The following is a 26164-nucleotide window of genomic DNA, read 5'->3' as shown; positions in this document are numbered from 1 at the left end:
CGATGGACGGGTGGTATACGGCAGCAGGCCGGAGGCTGCAATCCTACCGGGTTAGCGCTGCTCGCTCTGTGGGGTGACGCGCATGACCTCCTCCAGGGTGGTCGATCCGGCGGCGACCTTCAGGGCGCCGGACAGGCGCAGGCTGCGCATGCCGTCCTTGAAGGCGGCGCGGCGCAGGGCGAGCAGGTCGGTGTCGGCAGCGATCAGCGGCTTGAGGGCATCGTTCAGCAGCATGATCTCGTAGACCCCGGCCCGCCCGCGATAGCCGGTGTCGCGGCATTCCGGGCAGCCCACCGCCCGGTGCGCGCCGCTCGGCAGCGGGGCGTTCCAGGGCCGGGTCAGCGTCTGCCAGTCGGCCGCGTCGAGTTCGACCGGCGCCTTGCAGTGCGGGCACAGGGTGCGTACCAGGCGCTGGGCCATGACTCCGAGCAGGGTGGCCTTGATCAGGTAGTAGGGCACGCCCAGCTCGAGCAGGCGGGTGATGGCGCTGGGCGCGTCATTGGTGTGCAGGGTGGAGAGCACCAGGTGGCCGGTGAGCGCCGCCTGGATGGCCATCTCGGCGGTTTCCAGGTCGCGGATCTCGCCGACCATGATGATGTCCGGGTCCTGGCGCATCAGCGCGCGCACGCCGCTGGCGAAGGTCAGGTCGATGTTGTGCTGCACCTGCATCTGGTTGAACGCCGGCTCGATCATCTCGATGGGGTCTTCGATGGTGCAGACGTTGACCTCCGGCGTCGCCAATTGTTTCAGCGTGGTGTAGAGCGTGGTGGTCTTGCCCGAGCCGGTCGGCCCGGTGACCAGGATGATGCCGTTGGGCTGGCCGGTCATGCTCTGCCAGCGGCGCAGGTCGTCGGCGGAGAAGCCGAGGGCGTCGAAGCTCTTGAGCAGCACCTCGGGGTCGAAGATGCGCATCACCAGCTTCTCGCCGAAGGCGGTCGGCAGGGTGGACAGGCGCAGCTCGATCTCGCCGCCGTCCGGGGCCTTGGTCTTGACCCGGCCGTCCTGCGGCCTACGCTTCTCGGCGACGTTCATCCGGCCGAGGGACTTCAGCCGGCTGACCACCGCCATGGCCACCTGCGGCGGGAACTGGTAGACGTTGTGCAGCACGCCGTCGATGCGAAAGCGCACGCTGCCCTGCTCGCGGCGCGGCTCGATGTGGATGTCGCTGGCGCGCTGCTGGAAGGCGTACTGGAACAGCCAGTCGACGATGGTGACGATGTGCGCGTCGTTGGCGTCCGGCTCCTGGTCCGCCGCGCCGAGCTTGAGCAGCTGCTCGAAGTTGCCGATGCCGCTGATCTTCTGTTCGCTGGCCGAGGCGCCGCTGACCGACCTGGCCAGGCGGTAGAACTCCACGGTGAAGCGCTGGATCTCCGCCGGATTGGCCACCACCCGGCGGATCGGCCGCCGGAGCACATGGGTCAGGTTGGCTTCCCAGCTGCTGACGAAGGGCTGCGCGCTGGCGACGGTGACGCTGTCCGGGGCGACCGCCACGGCGAGGATCCTGTGACGCTGGGCGAAGGCGTAGGACATCAGCGGGGTGATCGCGGCGACATCGATCTTCAGCGGGTCGATGCGCAGGTAGGGCTGCCCGGCATGCTCGGCCAGCCACTGGGTGAGGCTTTCCAGGTCGAGCTTGCGCCCCGGCTGGGCACGGTCGTCGGGCTGCTGGGCGGCGAGGAACTCCAGCGGATGCTGCTGGCTGTCCAGCGCGCTGCGGCGGATCGCCAGGCACTGCTCGGCGCTGTCCTGGCCGATCCGGCCCTGGGCGACCAGCGCGCGCAGCAGGTCGCCCAGGTCGAGCCAGCGGTCCTCGGGGGTAGAAGCGATGGAAGGCATGCGGGGTCTCGGTGGTTCTGCGTCTGCCGTCAGCATGCCCGATGGAGCCGCCGGGACGAAGCGGCGGCCGTCTTCAGAAGCCTTTTCCGTGATCCAGGTCGAGGCTCTGGTCGCGCCTGGTCCTGGCTTTCGGGGGGGGCGTGAGGCCCATGGAGACATAGATGCTGGTCAGCTCGTCGATCCCCATGTGCGCCGGGCGCACCCACTCCACCGGCACGTAGAGCAGCCCGCCGCCGACCGGGATCGGCGCGGTGGGCACCAGGATGGCATGGTAGCTGCGGCCCTCGATCTCGATCGGCGTGGGACTCGGCAGCAGCGCCAGCACGGCGGTGCCGTCGCCGCCGAAGAAGCACCAGACCGGGCTCATGGCGCCGATGTCGGGATTCTTGTCCTTGTCCAGCAGGGCGACGAAGCGGTCCGCCAGGTTGTAGAGCTGGCCGATCAGCGGGGTGCGCCGCAGGGTGACGTCGATCAGCCGGGTCAGCGGCCCGCGCAGGCCCAGCTGCACGGCCAGGCCCAGCGGATAGAGGCAGGCGAGCAGCACGAAGCCGCCGAACAGGTAGGCCAGCGACGGATTGCTCACGAAGTACTGGCCGAGGCCGGCGGAGATCTGCCCGGCGAGGGTGGAGGGGCCGATCAGGCGGTCCAGCAGGCTGATGATCCAGGCCAGCAGCACCAGGGTCAGGGTCAGCGGCAGGAGCGCCAGCAGGCCGGTCAGCCAGGTGGCGAAGATCGTTTTGAGACTTAGCTTGAACATTGCGTGCGTCCGGACGGGGTCGCGCGGCAGGGCTCGCCCTGCCGGCGGGAGCCTATTTCAGCAGCGCTTTCCAGGGTTTCAGGGTCGCCACGGTCTGCGCCTGGGCGGCGCGCCGCTCGCGCAGGTCGTCGTCCAGCGGGCGGGCAGCCAGCTCGCCGAGCTTGGCCAGTTCGCCGTACAGGCGGTCTGGTTCGGGCATTTCCAGCACGCCGCGGGCAAGGCGCAGCCAGACTAACATACGCTCGAGACGCGGAAGTTGCTCCGTTAGACCTTCCGGCTGCAGGCGGTAGCGCGCCAGCGGCAAGGCGTGCGCCTCGTCCGCCAGCAGGTGCGCCAGCCAGCGGCCCAGCGGCGCGGCGCCCTGGCGCTGGCCGGTGGCGCTGCGCCGGGCAGTCCAGGCGCGGGTCAGCAGCCAGTGCGAGGCCTCCAGCGAGAACAGCCCCCAGCGGGTCTGCTCCAGTTCGGCGGCGAAGCGGGCCGGGGCCGCCTGGCGCACGGATTCGTCGTCCTGGCCGGCCAGCAGCTGCGGCCGCCAGTCCTCGATCAGCGCGTCCAGCGCGCCGCGCAGCCCGCTGGAGCTGGCCCGCGGGGCGGCCTGGCCGAGGCTGCCGAGCAGGGCGCGCAGGTCGATCAGCTGGGCGAGCCACTGTTCCAGCAGCTTCCAGTGACCGCTGAAGCGGTACTGCTCGGCCAGCCGCTGGCTGCTGCCGAGCAGGTGCCAGGCCAGGAGCGCCAAGGCTTCGTCCAGCGGCAGCTCCGCGCCCGGGGCCGGCGCCGGCAGGGCGAGGGCGTAGCTGGCCGGATCGAACAGCCGGTAGCCGCGCTCGGCCTTGCTGATGTCGCAGGGCATCAGCGGCAGGTCGGCGGCCAGGGCGAGGGCCAGCTCCAGGAGGGCGGCGGGCTCGCCTTCGCGCAGCTCCAGCTCCAGCTCGCAGATTTCCTCCGCGCACGGGCCGGCGACCACCCGGCCGAGGTCCAGCGCCGCCTCGACGGCGATCCGCTGCTCGTCGCGCTGCCAGACCAGGTCGGCCTTCTCGCGGACGAAGTCGGTGCTGAAGATCGGCTGCAGGAGGGTCTTGTCCAGGCCGGCCAGTTCCGCCGGCCAGCACTGGTCGTCGAGCCGTGCCGGGTCCAGACTGGGTTGGTCCAGGTACCAGTCCCACTCGTTGCGCTCGGACAGCCCGGCGACGCTCTGCCCGCGGCTCTTCAGGGTCTGGATGTACTGCCCGCCGTCGCGCCGCAGGCGCAGGGCGACCCGCGCGCGGGCCAGGTCCCGTGCCGGGGTGTCGTAATACTGGTTGAACAGCTCGTGGCGCTGCCAGCCGCTTTCGCTGCGGGCCTTCAGCAGGGGATGCTCGCGCAGGGCGGCGAGGGTGGCGCGGCTGACGCGCAACTTGATTTCGGTTTCTTTGACCATGGTGGTGGCTTCAGGCGCCTATCATTGGGTGTTTCAGGAATATGACATTTTCTGGCGGCTGTCCGGGACGCTCCGTATACTTGCCGCCTTTTCGAAGACGGGGTCGACCCTATGCCAACCAATCCCTTCGTCAGTCTGTTCGGCCGCTCGCCCATCGGTCCGATGCAGCAGCACATCGCCAAGGCGCACGAGTGTGCCGCGCACCTGGTGCCGCTGTTCGAGGCGGTGATGGCTCAGGACTGGGCCCGGGTGGAACAGGAGCAGCAGGAGATGGTGCGTCTGGAAAAGGAGGCCGACCAGCTCAAGAAGAGCGTGCGCATCCACCTGCCCAAGAGCCTGTTCCTGCCGGTGCCGCGTTCGGATCTGCTCGAGCTGCTGAGTGTACAGGACAAAGTCGCCAACCGTGCCAAGGACATCGCCGGGCTCGTCCTCGGCCGGCAGATGATCGTTCCGCCCGCCCTGCAGCCGCTGATGCTGACCTACGTGCAGCGTTGCGTGGATGCCAGCGCCCAGGCGCTCAAGGCGATGAACGAGCTGGACGATCTGCTCGAGGCCGGTTTCGCCGGTCGCGAGGCGAGCCTGGTGGTGGCCATGGTCGAGGAGCTGGAGGCGATCGAGGAGGACACCGACCGCCTGCAGATCGAGGTGCGCCGCGCGCTGTTCAAGCTGGAGAGTGAGTTGCCGCCGGTCGACGTGATGTTCCTCTACACCATCATCGAATGGATCGGCGAGGTCGCCGACCGGGCCGAGCGTGTCGGCGGCCGTCTGGAGCAACTGCTGGCGCGCTGAAGCGCCAAGGTCTTTCTGCGTTTCAAAGGTACTCAATCTCATGTCTCTTATTGCGGACCATGGCTTCGTCCTGCTTCTGCTCGCCTGCGCATTCGGTTTCTTCATGGCCTGGGGGGTCGGCGCCAACGACGTGGCCAACGCCATGGGCACTTCGGTGGGCTCGCGCGCACTGACCATCCGGCAGGCGATCTTCATCGCCATGATCTTCGAGTTCTGCGGCGCTTACCTGGCCGGCGGCGAGGTGACCGAAACCATCAAGAACGGCATCGTCGATGCCGAGGTCATTTCCCCCGACCTGATGGTGCTGGGCATGATGTCGGCGCTGCTGGCGGCAGGTATCTGGCTGCTGGTGGCCACCGCCAAGGGCTGGCCGGTATCCACCACCCACTCCATCATCGGCGCGGTGATCGGCTTCGCCGCGGTCGGCGTGTCGATGGACGCGGTGCAGTGGAGCGCCATCGGCCCGATCGTCGCCAGCTGGGTGGTGACGCCGTTTCTCTCCGGCCTGGTCGCCTTCGGCCTGTTCATGAGCGTGCAGAAGCTGATCATCGACACCGATGAGCCGTTCCGCAACGCCAAGCGCTTCGTGCCCTTCTACATGTTCCTCACCGGCTTCATGGTCGCCCTGATGACCGTGACCAAGGGCCTCAAGCATGTCGGCCTGCACCTCTCCGGCAACCAGGGCACCCTCCTGGCGATCGGCATCGGTGTGCTGGTGATGCTGCTGGGCATGGCCATCCTCAGCCGCATCCAGGTCGATGCCGAGGCGGACAAGGGCTTCCACTACGCCAGCGTGGAGAAGGTGTTCGCCGTGCTGATGGTGTTCACCGCCTGCTCCATGGCCTTCGCCCACGGCGCCAACGACGTGGCCAACGCGGTCGGCCCGCTGGCGGGTATCGTCGGCGTGATCCAGTCCGGCGGCGACATGGCGGTCGGCGCCAAGTCGGCGGTGCCGGGCTGGGTGCTGCTGCTCGGTGCCGTCGGCATCGTCATCGGCCTGGCCACCTACGGCTACAAGGTGATCGCCACCATCGGCAAGGAAATCACCGAGCTGACCCCCAGCCGCGGCTTCGCCGCCGAGCTGGCCACCGCCTCAACGGTGGTCGGCGCCTCGGCCATCGGCCTGCCGGTGTCCACCACCCACACCCTGGTCGGCGCCGTGCTGGGCATCGGCATCGCCCGTGGCATCGGCGCGCTGAACCTCGGCGTGATCGGCTCGATCTTCGTGTCGTGGATCATCACCCTGCCGGCCGGCGCGATCCTGTCGATCGTGTTCTTCACCGTGCTCAAGGCGATCTTCGTCTGACCGAGACTCCCCAGCCCCTCGCCCATGCAGGGGCGAGGGGCCGGGGGAGAGGGCCGGTTTCCCCCGCGCTCCATGCGACCTATCATGCAGGGCACCGTCTTCCGAGTGCCTGCCATGCCCCTTCCCAGTCTCAAGCAGCAGTTCGCCGAGCTGATCGCCCTGCCCTCGGTGAGCTGCACCCAGGCTTCCCTGGACCTGCCCAACCGTCCGCTGATCGAGCGCCTGGCGAGCTGGCTCGGCGACCTCGGCTTCGCCTGCGAGATCCAGGACATCGCCCCCGGCAAGGCCAACCTGCTCGCCACCTGCGGCAGCGGCCCAGGCGGCCTGGTGCTGGCCGGGCACAGCGACACCGTGCCCTTCGACGCCGCGCTGTGGCAGAGCGATCCGCTGACCCTGCGCGAGGCCGACGACCGCTGGTACGGCCTCGGCGCGTGCGACATGAAGGGCTTCTTCCCGCTGGTGATCGAGGCGGTGCGCCCGCTGCTGGATCAGCCGTTCCGCCAGCCGCTGTTGATCCTCGCCACCTGCGACGAGGAAAGCTCGATGAGCGGCGCCCGCGCCCTGGCCGCCGCCGGCCGGCCGCTGGGACGGGCCGCGCTGATCGGCGAGCCGACCGGCCTCAAACCCATCCGCCTGCACAAGGGGGTGATGATGGAGCGCATCGACATCCAGGGAAGAAGCGGCCATTCCTCCGACCCCAGCCTCGGCAACAGCGCCCTGGAGGCGATGCACGAGGCCATCGGAGAGCTGCTCGAGCTGCGCGGCCAGTGGCAGCGCGAATTCCGCAACCCGCTGTTCAACGTGCCGCAGCCGACCCTCAACCTCGGCTGCATCCACGGCGGCGACAATCCCAACCGCATCTGCGGCCAGTGCGCCCTGGAGTTCGACCTGCGCCCGCTGCCGGGCATGGACCCCGAGCAGTTGCGCGCGGCGATCCGCGGCAAATTGCAGCCGCTGGCCGAGCGGCGCGGCGTGCGCATCGACTACGCCCCGCTGTTCCCCGGCGTGCCGCCCTTCGAGGAGGCTGCCGGCAGCGAGCTGGTGCGCCTGGCCGAGCGCCTCACCGGGCATCGGGCGGAGGCAGTGGCCTTCGGCACCGAGGCGCCCTACCTGCAGCAGCTCGGCTGCGAGACCATCGTCCTCGGTCCCGGCGACATCGCCTGCGCCCACCAGCCCGACGAATACCTGGAGCTGGCGCGGGTCGAGCCGACCGTGCAGCTGCTGCGCCAGCTGATCGGGCATTATTGTCTGAATCCCACCTGAGCGGCGCAGTTCGTAGGGTGGACAACGCCGCAGGCTTGTCCACCCTACTGATTGGGCATTATTGCCTCGCTCCCACACACGACCGCAGATAAGCGTTTTCCATCGACAGGTTTTCCATGCGCGACTACGTCAACTGGCTCCGCCACGCATCCCCCTACATCAACGCCCACCGCGACTGTACCTTCGTGGTCATGCTGCCGGGCGAGGGCGTCGAGCATCCCAACTTCGGCAACATCGTCCACGACCTGGTGCTGCTGCACAGCCTCGGCGTGCGCCTGGTGCTGGTGCATGGCTCGCGCCCGCAGATCGAGGCGCGTCTGGCCGCCCGCGGGCTGACCCCGCGCTACCACCGCGGCCTGCGGATCACCGACGCACCGACCCTGGACTGCGTGATCGAGGCGGTCGGCAGCCTGCGCCTGGCCATCGAGGCGCGCCTGTCGATGGACATGGCGGCCTCGCCGATGCAGGGCGCCCGGCTGCGGGTGGTCGGCGGCAACTTCGTCACCGCCCGGCCGATCGGCGTGGTCGACGGCGTCGACTACCTGCACACCGGCGAGGTGCGGCGCATCGACCGCAAGGGCATCGGCCGCCAGCTCGACGAGCGCGCCATCGTGCTGCTCTCGCCGCTGGGCTATTCGCCCACCGGGGAAATCTTCAATCTCGCCTGCGAGGACGTGGCGACCCGCGCGGCCATCGACCTGGGCGCCGACAAGCTCTTGCTGTTCGGCGCCGAGCCGGGCCTGCTCGACGAGAATGGCGCCTTGATCCGCGAGCTGCGCCCGCCGCAGATCCCGGCGCACCTCGAGCGCCTCGGCGCCGACTACCAGGCCGAGCTGCTCGACGCCGCCGCCCAGGCCTGCCGCGCCGGCGTGCGGCGCAGCCACATGGTCAGCCATGCCGAGGACGGCGCGCTGCTCACCGAGCTGTTCACCCGCGAAGGCGGCGGCACCCTGGTCACCCAGGAGCAGTTCGAGAAGCTGCGCGAGGCGACCATCGAGGACGTCGGCGGGCTGCTCGAGCTGATCAGCCCGCTGGAGGAACAGGGCATCCTGGTGCGCCGCTCGCGCGAGGTGCTGGAGCGCGAGATCGGCCAGTTCAGCATCGTCGAGCGCGACGGGCTGATCATCGCCTGCGCCGCGCTCTATCCGATCGCCGACTCCGAGGCCGGCGAACTGGCCTGCCTGGCGGTGAACCCCGACTACCGCCACGGCGGGCGCGGCGACGAGCTGCTCGAGCGCATCGAGGCGCGCGCCCGCGCGCTCGGCCTGAAGACCCTGTTCGTGCTCACCACCCGCACCGCCCACTGGTTCCGCGAGCGCGGCTTCCAGCCCAGCGGCGTCGAGCGCCTGCCGGCGGCGCGCGCCTCGCTGTACAACTACCAGCGCCAGTCGAAGGTGTTCGAGAAGGCATTGGGCTGAGCGGCGGGCGGTCGGGGCGTTACTTCGAAAACGTCAGCTGTGCGCCCACCCGGCCGGGCGCGGCGGCGCTGCGCAGGTCGACCTTGAGCAGGCGGATGCCGTCCCGGCTCGACTGCTCCAGCAGTTGCAGCAGCCGGTTGAAGTCGGCGTTGTCGAAGGCGAGCGTGACCTCGCCCGCGCCGCCGGAGGTGACCTGTGCCACCTTGAGCTGCAGGCGCGAGGCCTGATCCGCCAGCAGCTGTTCGAGGGGCTTGTCGCTCGGCGCCGACAGCGTGCCGGATGGCTGCAGACGTTTCGCCTCTTCGCTCGCGGCGCTCATCCAGACGACCAGGGCCTGCTTGCGCTCCACCTGCTCCCGCAGGCGTGCCTGCTCCGCCGCCATGGGGCGCCAGGCGAGCAGGTAGAGCAGCATGGCGAGGGACAGCAGCGCGCCTCCCGCGAGAAGCAGTCTTTCCCGGTCGCTCAGCTCTTGTATCCGGGCTTTGATCATCTAGTCGATTCCCTCTACGGCCATCTGGGCGGTGGTGTCTTGCTGGCGCTTCTGCACCTGGCCGAGCCGGGCCCGCAGTCCGTTCTGCTCCAGCGCGGCGGCGAAGCGCTCGAAGGCGGGCTGCTCGGCCGCCTGCAGTTCCAGCTCCAGGCGCCGGTCGTCTTCTGCATAGCGCATGCCGGTCACCCTGACGGCGCCGTGCTGGCGAAAGGCCGGGACGCTCTTTTCCAGCAGGTGCAGAAAGCGCGAGCCCTGCCGGCGTTGACGCAGTTCGTCGAGCCGCTGCTCCAGCTGGGTCCGCGGATCGACGATTCTCCGCACCTCCGGAAAGGCCTCGCGGAACAGCTCGACGACCTGCTTGTCGAGCGCCTCCTTCTGGCGGGCCAGCCGATGGTTTTCGAGGCCCAGGGCGGCGAAGCCCAGGATCAGCGCCAGCAGGCCCAGCACCGCGGGAATCCTCAGCTGACGCAGCCGTGTTCCGGGCGCATCCTGCAGCCGGTACTCGCCCTGCAGCAGGTCGATGGCCTGCTCGGGCGACAGGCGCGCGGCCAGCGCCGCCAGTGGCGGGTCGTCCGGCGCGGCGGGCAGCGTTTCCAGGACGCCGTGCCGCTCCAGGAGCGGTCGCCAGCTCGCCAGTTCCGCGCTGGCGAACGCCAGGCCGGCCAGTCCGGCGCCGTTGATCAGCAGGCGTTCGCCCAGGGGCGTCGCGATCAGTCGCTCCGGGTCGCAGCGCAGGCTCTGGGCATCGGCGAACAGCGCCCTGGCCGGGATCGATGCCGCGCGCAAGCGGTCGCGCCAGGACTCGATCAGCATGCGCGCGACGATCGCCACCGGGTAGCGGTGGTCCGCGCGCGGACTGCCCACCGCGAAATGCAGCAGGGCCGGGTCGTCGCAGAGTTGTTCTTCGAGCTGGTAGGGTATCGTCCGCCGGGCGGCGCGGCTGGCGTTGGGCAGCCGGACTTCGGTCACCAGCACCTGCTCCTGGGGCAGCAGCGCATAACAGGGATGGGTACGGGCCAGTTGCGCCAGCTGGGGAAGCTCGTCGGCATGGGCGAGCCGTCCGGCGTCGACGCAGCGGGCCTCGTCCGGGCTCCAGACCAGCCACTCGACGGGCGCCTCGGGCCGCGGCCCGAGACTCACCAGCAGAAATTCATTCATCGAGCGCTCCATAATGGCGTTGGTACACGGCGGAGGTGCCGTTGCGCATCTGGATGCGCGATAGCAGCACCAAATTCGCGTCGTGGTAGTCGACCTCAATCCGGGCCAGAAAGAATTCGGAGGAGACCTTGAGCTGCGTCTTGACGGCCGCGTCGACGTCGGTGGAGAGCGTGTCGTCGCCGCTCTGGGTCAGCAGCGCCCAGAACTCGTCCACACTGCGAAAGCCTTCCGCGGGCCGTTCGCTCAACCATTGCGTCAGCAGGCCGAAGGGGACCTGTCCCTCGAACAGGGCCGACAGGAGCGGCGCCTGCTCCGGGCCGAGGCTGTTCACGTTGACCTGCAGCTTGGTGCCGGGCAGGGCGCACAGATGAGGACGAAGCCTCTTCAGAAAACCCTGTTCGTCGTCCCGGGCCTTGGCGGCCAGCTGCCGGAAGCCGTCGATGAAATGAAGCTCCGTCGGATCCGCCAAGGGGCCGTTCGCCGGCAGATAGGCCGGCTCTAGGCCGGTGTAGAACAGGTCTTCGGCACCCTTGAGTCCGGTCGGCAGGGTGTCGTTGTCGAGCCAGTCGCGCAGTGGCTCGACCAGTTGTGCCGTCTGCGACTCGTCGGCCCCCAGCTCCACCAGCAGGCGGACGAACTGGCGCAAGAGCAGCGGTTCCTTGGTCTGGGAGGCGTCCTGGGGCGTGTTCAGCGTGGTCAGGGCATTGAGATTGAAGCAGGCGTTCTGGTCCTGGATGCGGATTCTGATGACGCCGCCGTCGATCGGGTAGCTGAGCCGCGGATCGGCCCAGGCCTGCCGCGGGTGGGTGAGCTTGTCGGTCTTGAGGGCCGATTCCAGCAGTTTGCGCGCCAGCCTCTCGCCACCCAGGGCGAACCAGTAGGCCTGCTGATACTGCTCGCGGTTGGCCGCCTGCTGGATGTTGAGCTGGACCAGCGATCCCAGGTGGGTCGCGATGAGGGAGATCAGGGCCACCACCAGCAATACGACCATCAGCGCCATGCCGCGGCCATGCCGCCTGGCCGCCATTGCCGAGCCCTTCATGGGGCGCTCGGCAGCAGCACGATCTGCGCCACCGCTCCATAGCGATCGGTCTCGATGGTCAGCTCCAGCGCCTGGGGGAGCATCGCGGCCGAACCCTGGCCGGCCGCGTCGCGCAGCGGCGGCCATTGGTCGATCCAGGTGCGGTTGTGGAAAAAACGCAGGTCGATGCCCTCTACCGCTTCCAGCAGCGTGGCGCTGTGCCATTGCGTGCCCACCGGGGTGTCGATCAGGGGCGAGCTTTCGCGAATCAGACGCCCGTTGCGCAGGCGATAGCGCACGCGCTCGAGGCTGGACCCCGGCGACGAGCGGGACAGGATGCGCCGGCCGGCCTTGTAGAAATCCAGGAGCACCCCTTGCGGATCGCCATCGGCAGGAGCCACCAGCACCTGGGGTCGAACGTCGCCCCGCTCGTTCCGTCCCTGGCGGACGACCAGTTGCTCCAGGTCCCGGCGCAGCAGCTGCTGGGCCAGCTGCAGGTGCTGCAGCGACTCGATGCTTTCGCCCACCACCTGCTGACTGCGCAGGCCGCTGTTGAGCGTCAGCGCCGCGGCGAGCCCGAGCAGTGCCAGCAGTGCCATCGCCACCAGCACTTCGAGCAGGGTGAAGCCGCCGCTGCCCTTCACGGCGTCGCTCCCATGAAGGCTTGCAGTTCGCTCAGCAGCCGGCCGTCGTCGCCCGTCGTCCGGGTCGTCACCCGACGGATATCGGGATTGTCGGTTCCCTCCACCTGTTCGGTGAGGGTGAACCTGTAGCCCGCCAGCTCGACCTTCCGGGTGCGCTTGCCGGTGGCCGGCCAGTTCGGCTGCAGATGCAGATTCGCCAGGTGGTTCTGGGCCGCCAGCTGGGCGAAGTAGCGGAGTTCGAGCTGCCCGGCATGCCGTCCGTGCTCGCCGACGATCTTGAGCAGGGCGCCGGCGGCCAGGGCGAAGATGGAGAGCGCCACCAGCACCTCCAGCAGCGTGAGGCCGTGCTGTCGCGACGGATTCACGGCCGCTCCGCCTGCACCAGCCGCAGATCGCCCGCGAAGCTGGCGCGGATCACCTGCGGCCATTGCGCGTCGGGATGGCCGAGGGTCAATTCGAACTCGCTGATCTGGCCGTCGCTGGCGATGAAGATCTGCGGCTCGCGCGCCTTCCCGCTCGTGTCGACCGGTTGTCCCGCCATGCGCAGGCGCAGGGTGGTCCCCTCGTTCAGCGCCAGGGCCGCCAGCCGCGAATCGGTGTCCACGGGCAGCCAGCGCGCCTTCTCGCGTCGATAGAAGCGATAGCCGGCCTCGCCCAGCCACAGGCCATGGTCACGATTGCGGTAGATGGCCTGTTCCGCCGCCAGACCGATCTGCGCCTTCAGGCGGCGCGCCTCGCTTTCCAGGCGTTGCTGGGACGACTCCGGCAGCGCCAGGGAGACGGTGACCGCCAGCATGCCCAGAATCGCCATCACCAGCATCACTTCCAGCAGGGTGAAGCCGCGGACAGGGCTAGTTGCCGATATCGGCTGCAAGCCCTTCTCCCCCCATCTCGCCATCCGCGCCCAGCGAGTAGACGTCGAACGCCTTCTTGGTGCCCGGCTGCAGGTACTGGTAGGGATTGCCCCAGGGGTCCTGGGGCAGGCGCTTGATGTAGCCGTTGCTGTTGTAGCGCTTGGGCTGCGGGTCGATTTCCGGTTTCGTCACCAGCGCCTCCAGCCCCTGGTTGGTGGTGGGGTACTGGAAGTTGTCCAGCTTGTACATGTCCAGCGCCTGCTCCAGCAGGGCGACGTCGGCCTTGGCCTTTTCGACCATTGCCCTGTCCTGGTTCTGCAGGACATTCGGCGCCACCAGCGCCACCAGGAGGCCCAGAATCACCAGCACCACCATGATTTCCAGCAGGGTGAAGCCCCGTTGCCGGCGCGTTCGGATCGTTGCTTTCAAGAGCATATCTCCTTCAAAACGAGGTCAGGTTGTTGAGTTCCAGGATCGGCATGAGAATGGCCAGGACGATGCACAGCACGATGCCGCCCATGACCAGGATCAGCGCGGGCTCGAACAGCCCGAGCAGCCAGGCGACACGGCTTTCGAACTCCGCCTCCTGGTTCTCGGCCGCCTTGTCCAGCATCTTCTCCAGCTCGCCGCTGCGCTCGCCGTTGGCGATCATGTACACCAGCAGCGGCGGGAAGGGGCCGGACTGTTCGAGGGCGCGGGACAGCGAGCAGCCTTCCCGCACCAGGTCGCCGGTGTTGACCACCGCCTGTTTCAGGTAGAGGTTGGTCATCGGCCCGGCGGAGACTTTCAGGCTGTGCAGCAGGTCGATGCCGCTGCCGACCAGGATCGCCAGGGTCCGGGCGAACTGCAGCGACTGCTGGCCGAGGACGAAGGTGCTGACCAGCGGCAGGCGCAGCTGCGCCTTGTGCCAGCGGGTGCGCCGTCCGCCATCGCTCAGCCACCAGCGCGCCAGCAGCGCGAGGCCCGCCAGCGCCGCGAGCATGTGCAGGCCGTATTGCTGCAGGACATCGCTGATCAGGATCAGGTAGCGGGTCAGCAGCGGCAGCGTCTGTTCGGCATGGGTGAACTGCTCCACCACCTTGGGCACCACGTAGGTCAGCAGCAGGACGATGACCCCCACCGCCACCAGCGTCAGAAACACCGGATAGATCAGCGCCACCTGCACCTTGCTGCGGATCTTCTGCAGCCGCTCGCCATATTCCGCCAGGCGCAGGAGCACGCCGCTCAGGTGCCCCGATTCCTCGCCGGCGGTGATCATCGCCCGATACAGCTCGTTGAAGCTGCGCGGGTATTCCGAGAGTGCCGAGGCGAGGCTGTGGCCTTCCAGAATCCGTGCCCGCACGGACAGCACGGTCGCCTTCAACAAGGCATTGCTGGTTTGCCGGGTTATGGCATAGAGCGCCTCTTCCAGCGGCAAGCCGGAGTCGATCAAGGTCGCCAGTTGCCGGGTCAGCAGCGCCACGTCGCGCGCCGGCAGCGGCCGGACCAGGCGGAATTTGCCGGTCCTGGTGGCGCGGGCCGGGCCGGCCGCCTCCACGGCGGTGGGCAGCAGGCCCCGTTCGCGCAGCATGGCGCGGGCATGGCGTGGCGAGTCGGCTTCGATCAGACCGTTCTTGGTCTTGCCGTCGGTGGTCAGTGCGCGGTAGCTGAAGGCGGCCATGGCGTTCAATCGCTGCGAATGATGCGCAGCACTTCGTCGACGCTCGTCATGCCGCAGGTAACGAGAAGGCGCGCCTCGTCCATCAGGGAATTCATCTTGCTACTCAAGTATTGCTGCATCTCCATCTCGCCGGCCCGCTGGTTGATCAGTGTCGCCAGTCCGGCGTCCACCACCGCCAGCTCATAGATGCCGACCCGGCCGCGATAGCCGGTCTGGTTGCACTGCTCGCAGCCGCGGCTGCGATAGCCATCCGTTCCCGCCAGTTCGGGCTTGTTGAGCCACTGCGCTTCCTCCTCGGTGATCCGCGCCGGTTCGCGGCAGTGCTGGCAGAGTCGCCGCACCAGCCGCTGGGCCAGCACGCCTTTCAGGCTGGAGGCCACCAGATAGGAGTCGATGCCGATGTCGCGCAGGCGCGTGATCGCGCCGGCCGCACTGTTGGTGTGCAGGGTCGACAGCACCAGGTGGCCGGTCAGACTGGCCTGGATCGCCACTTCGGCGGTTTCCGCATCGCGGATCTCGCCGATCATCAGCACGTCCGGGTCCTGGCGCAGCATCGCCCGCAGCCCCTTGGCGAAGGTCATCCCGGCGCGGGTATTCACCTGGGTCTGCCCCACGCCCTCGATGGCGTATTCGACCGGATCTTCCACGGTGAGGATGTTGCGCGAGCTGTTGTTGAGCATGCCGAGGCCGGCATAGAGCGTGGTGGTCTTGCCCGAGCCGGTGGGACCGGTGACCAGGATGACGCCGTTGGGCTGCAGCAGCAGGCGCTCGAAGGTCCGGTGGGCGTTCTCGGGCATGCCGAGATCGCTGAGGCTGAGGCGTGCCGTCTGCTTGTCCAGCAGGCGCATCACCACGCGCTCGCCATAGCTGGACGGCAGGGTGGAAACCCGCACGTCGAGGGCGCGGCCGCCGATGCGCAACGCCGTGCGGCCGTCCTGCGGCACGCGCTTCTCGGCGATGTCGAGCTTGGCCATGACCTTGATGCGCGAGGTCAGCAGGGTGGCCAGCTTGTAGTTGGGCGACAGTATTTCGCGCAGCACGCCATCGATGCGAAAGCGCACCGACAGACGCTTTTCGTAGGGCTCGATATGGATATCGGATGCGCCTTCCTTGATCGCCTCGGTCAACATCGCATTGATCAGGCGAATGATCGGCGCATCGCCCTCGGCGGCGAGCAGGTCTTCGCTCTCCGGCAGTTCATCGATCAGCTCGAACAGATCGTCGTCGTCGCCGATCTTCTCGATCAGCTGCATATCGGCCTGACCGCTCTGCTGGTAGAGCGCTCCCAGGCGCCGCTCCAGCTGTTCGGCCGTGACCGGCACCAGCTCGAATTCCGCATTGAGGAAACGCCTGGCCTCGAGGATCGCCTCGAGAGGCGTCTGCTCGATGTGGTAACACCTCAATCGATTCGTCTCGGGCTCGACAACCAGCCGATAGCGGTCGGCGAAGCTGAATGGCAGCCGCTGAGGAGGGGGCGTGGCGTCCGCTCGGACTTCTTCATCGGGAAACACTGAATCGGCCATCTCGGCTTACTTCTTGGGCGGCAGAACGTTGATCGACGTGGGGCCAAGCCCCGTCCACTCGGGCAGGACCGCCGGTCTCTCTTCCGGAAACAGCTCCACGGCGCTGTCCTTGTCTGCCAATTGCCGGTCCCGAATGAAACCGTATTTGGCCTTGCTGACCGAGGTCAGCATCTCCTGGTCGCGAATGATGGTGGGGCGTATGAAGACCATCAGATTGCGACGGGCGATCCGACTGCCGTCCGAGCGGAACAGGCGGCCCACCACCGGCAAGCTGCCCAGCCCGGGCACCTTCGATCCCACCTCCTCGATATCGTCGTCGATCAATCCACCCAGGACGATGGTCGCACCGTTATCGACCAGGACGGCGGTTTTGATTTGACGCTTGTTGAAGCTGACGCCGTCGTCGCCAACCTCCGGACCCACCGAGGAGACTTCCTGTTCGATCTGCAGTTGCACGGCACCGCCCTCGTTGATCTGCGGGGTGATGAGCAGCTTGACGCCGACGTCCTTGCGCTCGATCGTTCGAAATTGGTTGTTCGCGTCGTTGTCGTTACTGAGCGTCGAACCCGTGGACACGGGTATTTCCTGGCCCACCAGTATGGAGGCCGCCTGGTTGTCCAGGGTCAGCAGACTGGGGGTGGAGAGAATGTTCGATTTCGTATCGTCCTGCAGCGCCTTCAAGAGCACGGCGAAATTCAGGCCCGAACCGCTGAAGCGCCCCACGCCGGCAGTCAGGCCGCCGACATTTCTCAGTGCGCCCAGCACTGACGGATCGCCGTCGGAGGTGGCGTCCAATATCCCGTTGAGGCCCATTTGGGTAGTGGTGGGGAAGTTGGTTCCCGCCAGTGCCCGTCCGCTGCCGTTGCGATCTGCGAGCAGCCACTGGACGCCCACTTCCTTGGCCCGATCTTCCGACATTTCCACGATGATCGCTTCCACCAGGACCTGGGCGCGGCGGATATCGAGTTGCTCGATCAATTGCCCGAGGTCGCGAATGATCCTCGGGCTGCCCGACATGACGATGCTGTTGGTCGCCTCGTGGGCCTTGATATGGATGGCGTCCTGATTGGTCCCGGCGGATTCCGGGGGGGCCTTGCCCTCCTCTTCGCTGATGGTGCCGCTGATCTTTTCCAGCACCTCCGCCAGGTCCTCGGCCTTGGCGTATTTGAGGTAGTGGACCCGGGTGTTGTTGTCGGTCTGGACCTCGCTGTCGAGTTGCCCGATGACCTGGCGGAGATAGTCGCGATTCGCCTTGTCGGCCCGGATCAACAGGCTGTTGGTCCGGTCGTCCGCCTTGATGATGGGCATCAGGCGCGAGCCTTCGCTGCCCTTGGTCTGCTCGCGGATCAATGCCGTCAGGGTTTCGCTCACCTCCTGCGCAGAGGCGTTCTGTAGCCAGATGATCTCGGTATCGTCGCTATCGGCCTTGTCCACCCGCTCGATGACCTCCAATAGCCGCCGAACATTGGCCTCGCGGTCGGTGATCAGAATGACGTTGGAGGCGGGGTAGGGCGTGATGATGCCGCTCTGGTTATCCACCAGCGGACGCAGGATGGGCACCAGGGCGGCTACGTCGACGTTTTGCACCTGAACTACCCGGGTGACGATTTTTTCGCTGGTACGCGGCAGGGTAGCGCCGCCACCCTGAACTTCGATCCCTTCCAGTTTCGCGCCTTGCTGGGGAATCACCTTCAGAATGTCTTTTCCCACATTGATGACGGAGTATCCATTGACGCCGAGCTGCACCAGAAAGATTTCGTAGAGTTCCTCTTTGGTCACCGATTTCGGAGTGCTGATGCTGACCTTTCCCTTGACGCGCGGGTCCATGACAATGGTTTTGCCCGTGAGCTTTCCGATGCTGGCGATGAACTCCGAAATATCGGTGTCGCGCATGTCGAGGCTGTAGTCGTCGGCCCCGGCCGGGCATGCCAGCAACCACGAAGTGAACAGTAATGACGCAACAAGCGTCTTGATAGACAGTTTTCCCGGTCTGCCTGCATGCGTCGGCTGGTGTAGGCCGGAGAAGGACTCTGCCCGGCTTTCACACCCCATCGACTGGGTAACCACTGCATCTGCGTATCGAGAAGATACTGAGGCAGATAAGTCAAAAGTAAATGGGTATTTATAATGCACGGCTGTATCCGTTTATTCGGCAAACTATGAAATTTCACGTTAAACGGATCCATCCGTAATATTTCCCAGGAAAGCGAGGCGGAGTCCAAGGCTAGGGTGGCACGCTGCCTTTGCGTATCGCCCTGGTACTGTCGGCCAGCTCATTCAGGCCGAGTTGTCGATAGGCGCCAACCATCATCTCCAGCGCGCCGCCGACGGCAGCGCTGTCGGGATAGCGCTCGATGATGTAGCGACAGCGGTTCACCACCGCCACGGGCTGATTGCGCTGCCAATGGAGCCTGGCGGCCTGTAGCTCGTTGTCCGCCAGGCGTTCCTCGACCTTGGCCAGCGTTTCCTTGGCGCGTTCGGCGTATTGGCTGTCGGGGTAGCCTTGTCTCAGGCGCTCGAGATCCTCTGCTGCCTGACGAACCTGCGCGGCCGAGGGGGCGGGCCTGAGGGCCAGCAATGCATTGGCGCGCAGATAGAGCGCATAGTCCATACGCTCTGTTTCGGCATTTTCCTCGATCACCTGCGTCGCCAGCTGGGCTGCTTCCTTCGGCCGGTCGAGCTGCAGCTGGCTGTAGGCCAGGGCCAGAGCCGCCTCGATGCGCTGCCTGCCCTGTGGATTGGAGCGCAGCAGCTCGACCAGCCGGGCTGCCGCCGCCTCATGTTGACGGGACTGGATGAGCTCCATGCTCTCGTCGTAGAGCAACTGCCCCCGTGGTTCTTCCGGGGAGGACGCGGAACGCAGGTTTTTTCCGAAGGGGGTGCAGCCAGTCGCCAGCCCTGCCAGCAAGGCGAGCGCAACGAGGCGGCTGGCTGATCGGCAGAGGGTCATCCGGGTCCGTACCTCTTCAAAAGACAGCTCATGGATCAATTTTGATAGCCCGGGTCCGTTCGCCCCGGCGCACGGCGACTCGAATCCGCTTCGCCGCCCGTGCCGGCTCCGCCAGGCCGTAGCGATCGGCTCGTCTGGAGCGGCGCGCTGGCGACGATGGAGACCTTTGTGTCATTCAGGGCGGGCTTTTCCAGCTCGACGTATTGCTGCTGACCGGACACCTCGAACACCACCCGGTCCGCCAGGATTTCGATCAGCCTGGCGTCGCCGTTGCCTGACAGTCTGTCGCCGACGGCATAGGCTCGCTGCCGACCGGCTTCTGCGAGAATGGCCACGGAAGTGCCCCCCTGGGGGGCCTTGACGACGCCCAGCAGCTTGACGCTCAGACGGCTTTTCACCTGCGTCGCAAGCGCCTTTTGGGCCGGCTCCTCTGCAAGCGAGCCGAACAGTTCCGCCTGCTGGATGGCCTTGAGATCGAGCGTCGGCGTATCGCCCGGTGTTGCCTCGCGTCGCTCGAGTGGCGCCGCGGAGGCCGATGACTCGGGCCAAAAGAGCGTTTTGGCGATCCCTACCGCCTGGATCGAGGCAACTGTCAGCAGAATCATGCTGAGCGCTCTGGGTAGCGTCGCGGCGGCTGTCCGGTGCCCAATCAGATCATTCAACATGCGTAAAGCCGTCTCGAAACGGTGCGGATCGGAATTTCGGTCAGAGGGGCGGCCCGCTGGCGGGCCGCCCCCGTTAAAGCGAACCGCTCGGTGACGAGCAGGCTCACTCTCACTCCTGGGCCTGGGTGTCCGGAACCCAGGCGGCCAGGTAGCCCTTCACGTCCACGTTCTGGGTGCCCTTGGCCTGAACGGTGAGGCGGCCGTCCTTGCCGCTCTTGAGCCGCTCCGCGTGGTAGGTAGGTCGCGCTGTCATTCGGCTGATAGAGCGCGAACGCCTGGAAGATGACATGTTCGTCGAGTTTCCCGTGGGAGACGACGAGGGCGACAGCAGGGCGTGGGCAGTGCGCCTGACGAGCCGTGAATGTGCCGCAAGCAGCGTCACCCATGGGCACTGGAGCGTTGTCGGGGAAGCATAGGATACCTTAATTCGGAGGCAGCGCTGTCTTTGTGGGGTCTGAATTCGCCGCACAACACATCTGTCACCGTGATTTTGTTGTTTTTATCTCTTGTCATCCGGGGGCGTTGGCGCTCCGAAACGAACAGATAGCTAAATAGCTAAGAAGAATCAAGCCCGATGATCTTAGGCGACTGCCGACTTTATCTGGGTAACGTTATCTTATTCATTGAGCTTTGCGCAAGGAAATCTAGACGAGGCAATCGCATGACGGGGGTGGGGGCAGTCATTCACGCCCTCTCCCCCGGCCCCTCTCCCATTGATGGGAGAGGGGAGAAAGGGGTCATGCGATTGCCCGGAAAATCTAGATGAATCGTTTTACCTTGGCGAACTTTATGGAATAAGCCGCTTGTCAAACAAAACTTCAGGCACTAGGGTTGCGCTATCCCAGTGGCATTGACTTGGGCGCAGGCTTACTCTCCTGCCCGCGTTGGGTGGCCCTGATGGCAATCGATAAAAACAACAAAATGGCGGCAGCAGACTTTGCCTTGCGGTGTTGCGGATCGCAAGAAAGCGCTGTCTTAGAGCTAAGAGGTATCCCTAATGCTTCCAGCTGTCCATGCGCGCACGATCGTGGGCGATGTTCCTCCTTCCCCAGGATGTCCTTGGCCTTTCCCTGGCAGCCACTCTGCACCGGGAGGACAGCGGACATTGCCTGCTGCGGTTATCTGCAGCTACGAGTCAAATCCCTCCGCCACTGACTTCCGACCCTGGGGCCCTTGGTCCTGAGGTCGTACACCTCAAGGAAAAAGCGCGATACGCAAGGAAACGCGCCTCTTGCTTACCAATAATCCCAACAATAGGAAGCTCGTATGTTTCGTCGCAAATATCTTGGCACCACTGCTATGACCGCTGTAGCGCTGTCCTTGGCGGCGCTCTACGGGGGCGCTTATGCTGACAATCCCCAGGCAGCCCAGACCGGGGAGGACGGGGTAGATAACTCGGTGATCTTCCCAGCCTACCCACTCGAGCCGAACGGTCGCGATGAAACGGTCACCGTGTCGGTAACCAATCAGGAAGCGGCGCAGCGCACCTATACGATCAGCACGACGATGGACCTTCGTGACGATGCCGAGAAGCGGCGGGTTTTCACCGAAGATGCCGCGCACCCCTTGCTGCGGAGCGGCAACTTGATGTTCGATGGCCTGTTCGCCATGGCCATGGACGACTTGAAGATGCTGAGTGTCAGCGAGATCCGTGACGGCAGCTACAATGCTGGCGAGCCCATTGCCTGCAACTGTTTCCAGACAGGAGAAAAATGGACCTACGTCTGGACCCGTGACTTGTCCTATGCGGCCCGGCTCGGCTTGGCCGAGCTTAATCCTGCGCAAGTTATCAATTCGCTGCGCTTCAAGACCAGCGACTTCCGTGAAGGGGCTCAGTCGCCTGCGAGCCTTCCCGAGGGCACCCTTCAGATTGTTCAGGATACCGGCTCCGGCGGCAGTTGGCCGGTGAGCACGGACCGTGTGACCTGGGCTCTGGCGGCCGAAAGCGTTCTCAACAGCCTATCCGGTGAGGCCTACGACAAGTTCTCGGATTATGCCTACGCCGCCTTGCGCGGCACCATTGAAGCTGATCGCCAGGCGGCATTCGATCAGGCGCTCGGCCTGTATAACGGTGAGCAATCCTATCTTGACTGGCGCACGCAGACCTACGCGACTTGGATCGTCGATAACCTGAGTCACATGTCCGAGTCCAAGGCTCTGTCGACCAACGTCGTTCATTACCAGGCGCTGCGACTGACCGCGCGACTGGCCCGTGAACATGGTGATGCGCCGCTGGCGCAGCGCTATGATGATTGGGCCGATGCGCTGAAGGACAAAATCAATAAACATTTCTGGCTGGAAGAGGCGGGTTTATACGCGAGTCTGACGAGCGCGGCCGAGGATCAGGCACCCGTCGAAAAATTCGACATGCTCGGCTCGGCTCTGGCCATCCTGAGCGGGATCGCTCCGTCAAGCCGTGCATCGGAGGTTCTGGCCAACTATCCGCATGGCGAGCTGGGCGTTCCGGTGTATTACCCGCAGCAGCCGGGTGTAGAGGTCTATCACAACCGTGCGCTATGGCCCTTTGTCACTGCATATGAGCTGCAGGCGGCTGCCAAGGTCCGTAATTCGGCGGTCGCAGATAACGCGATCCAATCCCTCGTGCGGGGAGCGGCATTGAATCTCTCCAACATGGAAAACCTGGAGTGGCTGACCGGAAAGCCTTTTTATGATGATGGCCCGGTGATCAACTCCAAGCGTCAGCTGTGGTCTGTCGCGGGTTATCTGAATATGGTCATCGGGACGATATTTGGATATCAAGTCGACAAGTCTGGAATTACGGTCGAACCATTCCTTACGGCCAAAGCACGGCAGTTGTTCGGTGATTCACCCCAGGCACGGCTTTCCGGACTCCACTACAAGGGCCGCTCTCTCGACGTGGTGCTGAATTTGCCGAAGGCGATGTCCGGGACAGGCTACTACATGGTTGAGACGGTACGCTTGAACGGAGCGCCGGTTACCGGCGTCATCGAAGAAAGTCAGCTGAACAATGCTGCGAACGTCATCGAAGTCGACTTCGGTGACTTGCATGCCGGTGATACGCGTATCACCATGGCGCCAGAGGTCGATCCAGGCGATCATCGGGATCCGCGTGTCTTTGCTCCTGTCGAGCCGCAGGTCACCTCCATTGTGCAAAAAGATGGCAAGTACACTGTCCACTTTACGGATAATGGAAATACCGGGATTTCGAGCGACTCGGTGTACTATCGTATTTTCCGGGATGGCAAGCTCGTTGACGATCGATTGACGCAGATGAGCTGGACTGACCGCAGCAAGGCTCCCGCCGGATCCCGTGTCTGCTATGCAGTGCAGGCAGTCTTCAGCAGCAGTGGCCATCGTTCGCATCATTCGGCGCCGTTCTGCTCCGATGAGGCAGCGGTCCAGGTCATTCCTGTGACCGATGCTCGCGTGCTTAGTAATGTTGCGGTAACGCCGCCCTCTGACGGTATTACCGAGCCGACGTTGCGCGACTGGGGTGCTCCCACCGATACGTTGGAAATCCAGGACATCGCTATCAGGGAGTCTGGTCGCTACGCCATCGAGCTGGTCTATAACAACCATCAATATGCCATTAATACCGGGGTCACCAACGCGGTGAAACAAATTGATGTGCTGAGAGGCCGCAACAAGGTGGTAGCTACCGGTATCGTGCAAATGCCGCATGTCGATCCGCGTAATGGTGAGCAACCTCTGAGGACGTCTACGGAGATGGCGGTCGATCTGGAGCCCGGAAACTATCGTCTCGTGTTCAGCGATTATTTCAATATGAGTTATCTGAAGTCGAATGCCATCTATTCCGGTAGCGGCGGAATAGGCGGTCCTGTCAATCGGGCCAGCATTGCCAAGGTGCGGATTGTGAAACTCGGGCCTTCGGACGTCCGCTAAGCATGTCTGATCGGTGCCCCCGAAGATAACTTCGTCAGAGTTGGAGTCGATGGTTGTCGACCCGATGCAGTGCATCGGGTCTTCCGCATCAGCTCGAGGGATTCGATGCGCCTATCAACATGCGTCGAGAGGTTTCAAAACGGAGCAGGACAAAATATCGGTCAAAGAGGGCGGCCCGCTGGCGAGCCGCCCTCCCTTCAAGCGAACCGCTCGGTGACGAGCAGGCTCACTCCTGGGCCTGGAGATCCGGAACCCAGGCGGCCAGGTAGCCCTTCACGTCCACGTTCTGGGTGCCCTTGACCTGAACGGTGAGGCGGCCGTCCTTGTCGGTCTTGAGCCGCTCCGGCTGGTAGCCCATGGCGTCGACGAACCACTGGTTGCGGTGCTGCGCACCCATGTCGACGGTGATCGTCGTATCCAGCGCCGGGTTGTTGCCGGCGACCACGGCCACACCTGTCTTGCGGTCGTTGCCGAGACGGATGTTGCTGACCAGGTCCTCGCCGTTGCTGCCGGTGTTGCTGTTCTCGTAGCGGATCACCTGCTCGCCCTTGGCGAACTGCTTGCGCAGCTTGAGGATGTTCACGATGTCGTCGCGGTACGGTGTCGGGGTCGACATGTACGGCTTCGAGGACATGAACATGTCGCCGTAGAAGACGGTCGGCACGGTGTCCTTGGTGGTCAGCAGGATGGCGTACATGGCCGGGACGTTGTGGGGCGCCCACTGCTTCTCGACGCTGTTGCGGTCGGCGTCGTACTTCTCTAGCTGACGCAGTTCGTAGGGCTGGCTGTTCGGCTCGTAGCCCCCGGCCTCTTCCTCGGTCAGCGGGACGTTCACCAGGATGTTGTGCTCCTGGTCGTGGTTGTTCACGAACGACCAGTTGGGCAGTGCCGGACCGCCGTTGACCCGGTCGATCAGTGATGCCTCGAAGGCGTAGCGCAGCGGCGCCCAGTCGCGGCCGAAGGAGAACATCAGGCCCGAGAAGGGGCCGGCGTCCATGGCCATCTGACCGTAGTTGTTGGACTGCTCGAAATCGACCTGCTGGGCCACATAGGACTCGATATAGCTCAGGTGCTCGTTGACGTCCTCGCCGGCGAAGTAGTTGAGCCGCTGAGTCACCTCGTCGCGCAGGATATCGGTGTTGATGTGGGAGGCAGCATCGATACGGAAACCGTCGAAACCGAAGTCGAGCAGATATTTCTGCCAGTTCAGCTGCTCCTGCTGCACGTCTTCGCGGATGGTGTCGAGGTCGTTGCCCACCAGGAACTCGAAGTCGAGCACGTTGGTACCGATGTGCGATGCGTCGTTCTCGGGGCCATCGTAGCGCAGCGCGGTGACCCTGGCGTCGTCTTCCGATTTCTTCGAGTAGCCGGGCTGGGCGGCCAGGTACTCGTCCATCAGCGGGCCGATGGGGTTGGGGGTCATGCGCAGCTCGGCCAGCATAGTGGCGCGGATATCTTCGTCGCTGCCCGTGTAGCCGTTCTCGCGCGCGAAGTCCATGAAGGTCTGCTCGACGACGCCACTGCGCGGCTCTTCGTAGTACAGGAAGAGCGGCGCATACACGGCGTTTTCGCTCTCCGCGTTCTCGACCGCGAACCAGGTATCGGCCAGCAGATAGCCGTCGATGGTGTTGATCTTGCCGTACTTGGCCGCGTCGCTCTCGGCCAGGAAAGCCGGGAGGTAGTTTTCGGGATGGTTCGGGCCAAGATAGCGGTAGAGCTTGCTGTTGGCATCGCTGAGCACCCGGAACAGGCCTTGGTACTGCGTCGTGGTGCCGTGGAAGTGGAAGTAGTCCCATTCCTTGATCACGCCGTGCTCAGCCTGCCCCGGCGCCGAACCCTTGCTGTAGGTCGAGTAGAGATAGTGGTCGAGGAAGGGGTTCATCGGGTTGCCGTACATGTCGATCCCGGTCACCGGCAGCACGTGGCGCTCGTTCAGGCCGATGATCTGGTTCGGAACCACGTCGACCTGGATGCGGATGTCGTTGTTGTGCAGGGCGCCGATGGCCGCCTTCAGCTCGTCGGCGGTACCGTACTTGGTCGGGCCCTTGTCGTAGGCGCCGAGGTCGTAGCGGTCGGCAATCGCGTAGCCTTCGCCGTACTTGGAGTCGGAGGCGGCGCGGTAGGGCGGCGGCGACCAGACATCGGTGATGCCCCACTGCGCCAACTGCGGGGCATTCTCGGCCAGGGCCTTGTAGGTCGCATTGTCGTTCGGCTGATAGAGCGCGAACGCCTGGAAGATGACGTGCTCGTCGAGTTTCTCGTTGGAGACGAAGACGTCACCCGACGCGGGCTGCCGGACTTCGGGCTTGCCCATCTCGACCTTCACGCTGCCATCCGGCTCGGTGGTGATCGCCTGGATACCGAGAAACTTTTTCCGGCCCTGGCCTTTCTGCTCTTCCTCGGCCGACGCGTCGTGCTGCACTTCCTGCCATTTCACGCCGCCCTTGCCGTCGGGTACCTGCTCGAGCGCCGTGGGGGTCTGTGCCGCAACCGCTGCGCCTGACAACAGGCCTGAAATCGCGATGCTG

The 26164-nt window shown here is 65.3% G+C and carries 22 protein-coding genes; 5 read left to right on the top strand and 17 right to left on the bottom strand.

Annotated features, from left to right (window positions below; all coding sequences use genetic code 11):
• Nucleotides 1-51: 51 nt before the first annotated feature.
• The 3 genes from ACG10_RS19100 to ACG10_RS19090 all read right to left on the bottom strand — a co-directional run bounded on the left by ACG10_RS19100 (nt 52) and on the right by ACG10_RS19090 (nt 4010).
• Nucleotides 52-1836 carry a GspE/PulE family protein gene (locus ACG10_RS19100; RefSeq protein ID WP_089169421.1) on the bottom strand — a complete coding sequence of 595 codons (1785 nt, stop codon included), beginning with the start codon at nt 1834-1836 and terminating at the stop codon, nt 52-54.
• Nucleotides 1837-1909: 73 nt separating this feature from the next.
• A complete protein-coding gene (locus ACG10_RS19095; RefSeq protein ID WP_089169420.1) occupies nt 1910-2593 on the bottom strand; it encodes a DUF502 domain-containing protein in 684 nt (227 codons plus the stop codon).
• Between the two features lie 52 nt (nt 2594-2645).
• A complete protein-coding gene (locus ACG10_RS19090; protein ID WP_039806345.1) occupies nt 2646-4010 on the bottom strand; it encodes a CYTH domain-containing protein in 1365 nt (454 codons plus the stop codon).
• Nucleotides 4011-4121: 111 nt separating this feature from the next.
• Between ACG10_RS19090 and ACG10_RS19085 the strand changes: the two genes are divergently transcribed.
• The 4 genes from ACG10_RS19085 (at nt 4122) to argA (ending at nt 8786) form a co-directional block, all read left to right on the top strand.
• Nucleotides 4122-4799 (top strand): TIGR00153 family protein, encoded by a 678-nt coding sequence (locus ACG10_RS19085; RefSeq protein ID WP_089169419.1) that lies wholly within the window; start codon nt 4122-4124, stop codon nt 4797-4799.
• Nucleotides 4800-4839: 40 nt separating this feature from the next.
• Nucleotides 4840-6105, top strand: coding sequence for an inorganic phosphate transporter (locus tag ACG10_RS19080; protein WP_089169418.1), 1266 nt, complete (start codon nt 4840-4842; stop codon nt 6103-6105).
• Nucleotides 6106-6219: 114 nt separating this feature from the next.
• Nucleotides 6220-7368, top strand: coding sequence for an acetylornithine deacetylase (argE, locus tag ACG10_RS19075; RefSeq protein ID WP_089169948.1), 1149 nt, complete (start codon nt 6220-6222; stop codon nt 7366-7368).
• Between the two features lie 116 nt (nt 7369-7484).
• The gene (argA, locus tag ACG10_RS19070; RefSeq protein WP_089169417.1) at nt 7485-8786 is read left to right on the top strand and encodes an amino-acid N-acetyltransferase; all 1302 of its coding nucleotides are present in this window, start codon (nt 7485-7487) and stop codon (nt 8784-8786) included.
• Nucleotides 8787-8805: 19 nt separating this feature from the next.
• Here argA and gspM read toward each other — a convergent pair whose 3' ends face one another.
• The 13 genes from gspM to ACG10_RS23875 form a co-directional block, all read right to left on the bottom strand.
• A complete protein-coding gene (gspM, locus tag ACG10_RS19065) occupies nt 8806-9276 on the bottom strand; it encodes a type II secretion system protein GspM (protein WP_089169416.1) in 471 nt (156 codons plus the stop codon).
• The gene (gene gspL, locus ACG10_RS19060; protein WP_157731488.1) at nt 9277-10434 is read right to left on the bottom strand and encodes a type II secretion system protein GspL; all 1158 of its coding nucleotides are present in this window, start codon (nt 10432-10434) and stop codon (nt 9277-9279) included.
• The gene (gspK, locus tag ACG10_RS19055; protein WP_131348695.1) at nt 10427-11476 is read right to left on the bottom strand and encodes a type II secretion system minor pseudopilin GspK; all 1050 of its coding nucleotides are present in this window, start codon (nt 11474-11476) and stop codon (nt 10427-10429) included. The genes gspL and gspK overlap by 8 nt, the downstream gene beginning before the upstream one ends.
• A complete protein-coding gene (gspJ, locus tag ACG10_RS19050) occupies nt 11473-12099 on the bottom strand; it encodes a type II secretion system minor pseudopilin GspJ (protein WP_089169413.1) in 627 nt (208 codons plus the stop codon). The genes gspK and gspJ overlap by 4 nt, the downstream gene beginning before the upstream one ends.
• Nucleotides 12096-12464 carry a type II secretion system minor pseudopilin GspI gene (gspI, locus tag ACG10_RS19045; protein ID WP_157731487.1) on the bottom strand — a complete coding sequence of 123 codons (369 nt, stop codon included), beginning with the start codon at nt 12462-12464 and terminating at the stop codon, nt 12096-12098. Before gspI ends, gspJ begins: the two co-directional genes overlap by 4 nt.
• Complete coding sequence (gspH, locus tag ACG10_RS19040; RefSeq protein ID WP_157731486.1) at nt 12461-12973, bottom strand: type II secretion system minor pseudopilin GspH; 513 nt, start codon at nt 12971-12973, stop codon at nt 12461-12463. Before gspH ends, gspI begins: the two co-directional genes overlap by 4 nt.
• On the bottom strand, nt 12951-13328 hold the full coding sequence (gene gspG, locus ACG10_RS19035) for a type II secretion system major pseudopilin GspG (RefSeq protein ID WP_131255165.1): 378 nt from the start codon (nt 13326-13328) through the stop codon (nt 12951-12953). The genes gspH and gspG overlap by 23 nt, the downstream gene beginning before the upstream one ends.
• 67 nt (nt 13329-13395) lie before the next feature.
• Nucleotides 13396-14613, bottom strand: coding sequence for a type II secretion system inner membrane protein GspF (gspF, locus tag ACG10_RS19030; RefSeq protein WP_089169409.1), 1218 nt, complete (start codon nt 14611-14613; stop codon nt 13396-13398).
• Nucleotides 14614-14618: 5 nt separating this feature from the next.
• Entirely contained in the window at nt 14619-16136 is a 1518-nt protein-coding gene (gene gspE / locus ACG10_RS19025) for a type II secretion system ATPase GspE (protein WP_089169408.1), read from the bottom strand.
• A gap of 6 nt (nt 16137-16142) precedes the next feature.
• Nucleotides 16143-18029 carry a type II secretion system secretin GspD gene (gene gspD, locus ACG10_RS19020; protein WP_198318973.1) on the bottom strand — a complete coding sequence of 629 codons (1887 nt, stop codon included), beginning with the start codon at nt 18027-18029 and terminating at the stop codon, nt 16143-16145.
• 331 nt (nt 18030-18360) lie between these two features.
• Complete coding sequence (bamD, locus tag ACG10_RS19015) at nt 18361-19086, bottom strand: outer membrane protein assembly factor BamD (protein ID WP_089169406.1); 726 nt, start codon at nt 19084-19086, stop codon at nt 18361-18363.
• A gap of 35 nt (nt 19087-19121) precedes the next feature.
• Nucleotides 19122-19691 (bottom strand): type II secretion system protein N, encoded by a 570-nt coding sequence (locus ACG10_RS19010; protein ID WP_157731485.1) that lies wholly within the window; start codon nt 19689-19691, stop codon nt 19122-19124.
• A 169-nt stretch (nt 19692-19860) separates the two neighbouring features.
• Nucleotides 19861-20004, bottom strand: a complete 144-nt coding sequence (locus tag ACG10_RS23875) for a hypothetical protein (protein ID WP_157731484.1) — start codon at nt 20002-20004, stop codon at nt 19861-19863.
• A gap of 1013 nt (nt 20005-21017) precedes the next feature.
• Between ACG10_RS23875 and ACG10_RS19005 the strand changes: the two genes are divergently transcribed.
• Nucleotides 21018-23636 carry an alpha-L-rhamnosidase-related protein gene (locus ACG10_RS19005; protein WP_089169404.1) on the top strand — a complete coding sequence of 873 codons (2619 nt, stop codon included), beginning with the start codon at nt 21018-21020 and terminating at the stop codon, nt 23634-23636.
• Nucleotides 23637-23862: 226 nt separating this feature from the next.
• On the opposite strand, the gene ACG10_RS19000 is transcribed toward ACG10_RS19005, so the two are convergent.
• A complete protein-coding gene (locus ACG10_RS19000) occupies nt 23863-26073 on the bottom strand; it encodes a glycoside hydrolase family 70 protein (RefSeq protein ID WP_198318972.1) in 2211 nt (736 codons plus the stop codon).
• Between the last annotated feature and the right edge of the window lie 91 nt (nt 26074-26164).

Source organism: Azotobacter chroococcum (assembly GCF_002220155.1).
Classification (GTDB): Bacteria; Pseudomonadota; Gammaproteobacteria; order Pseudomonadales; family Pseudomonadaceae; genus Azotobacter; species Azotobacter chroococcum.
The sequence above is the reverse complement of the archived record's forward strand: the minus strand, read 5'-3'. Positions and strand labels throughout refer to the sequence as shown.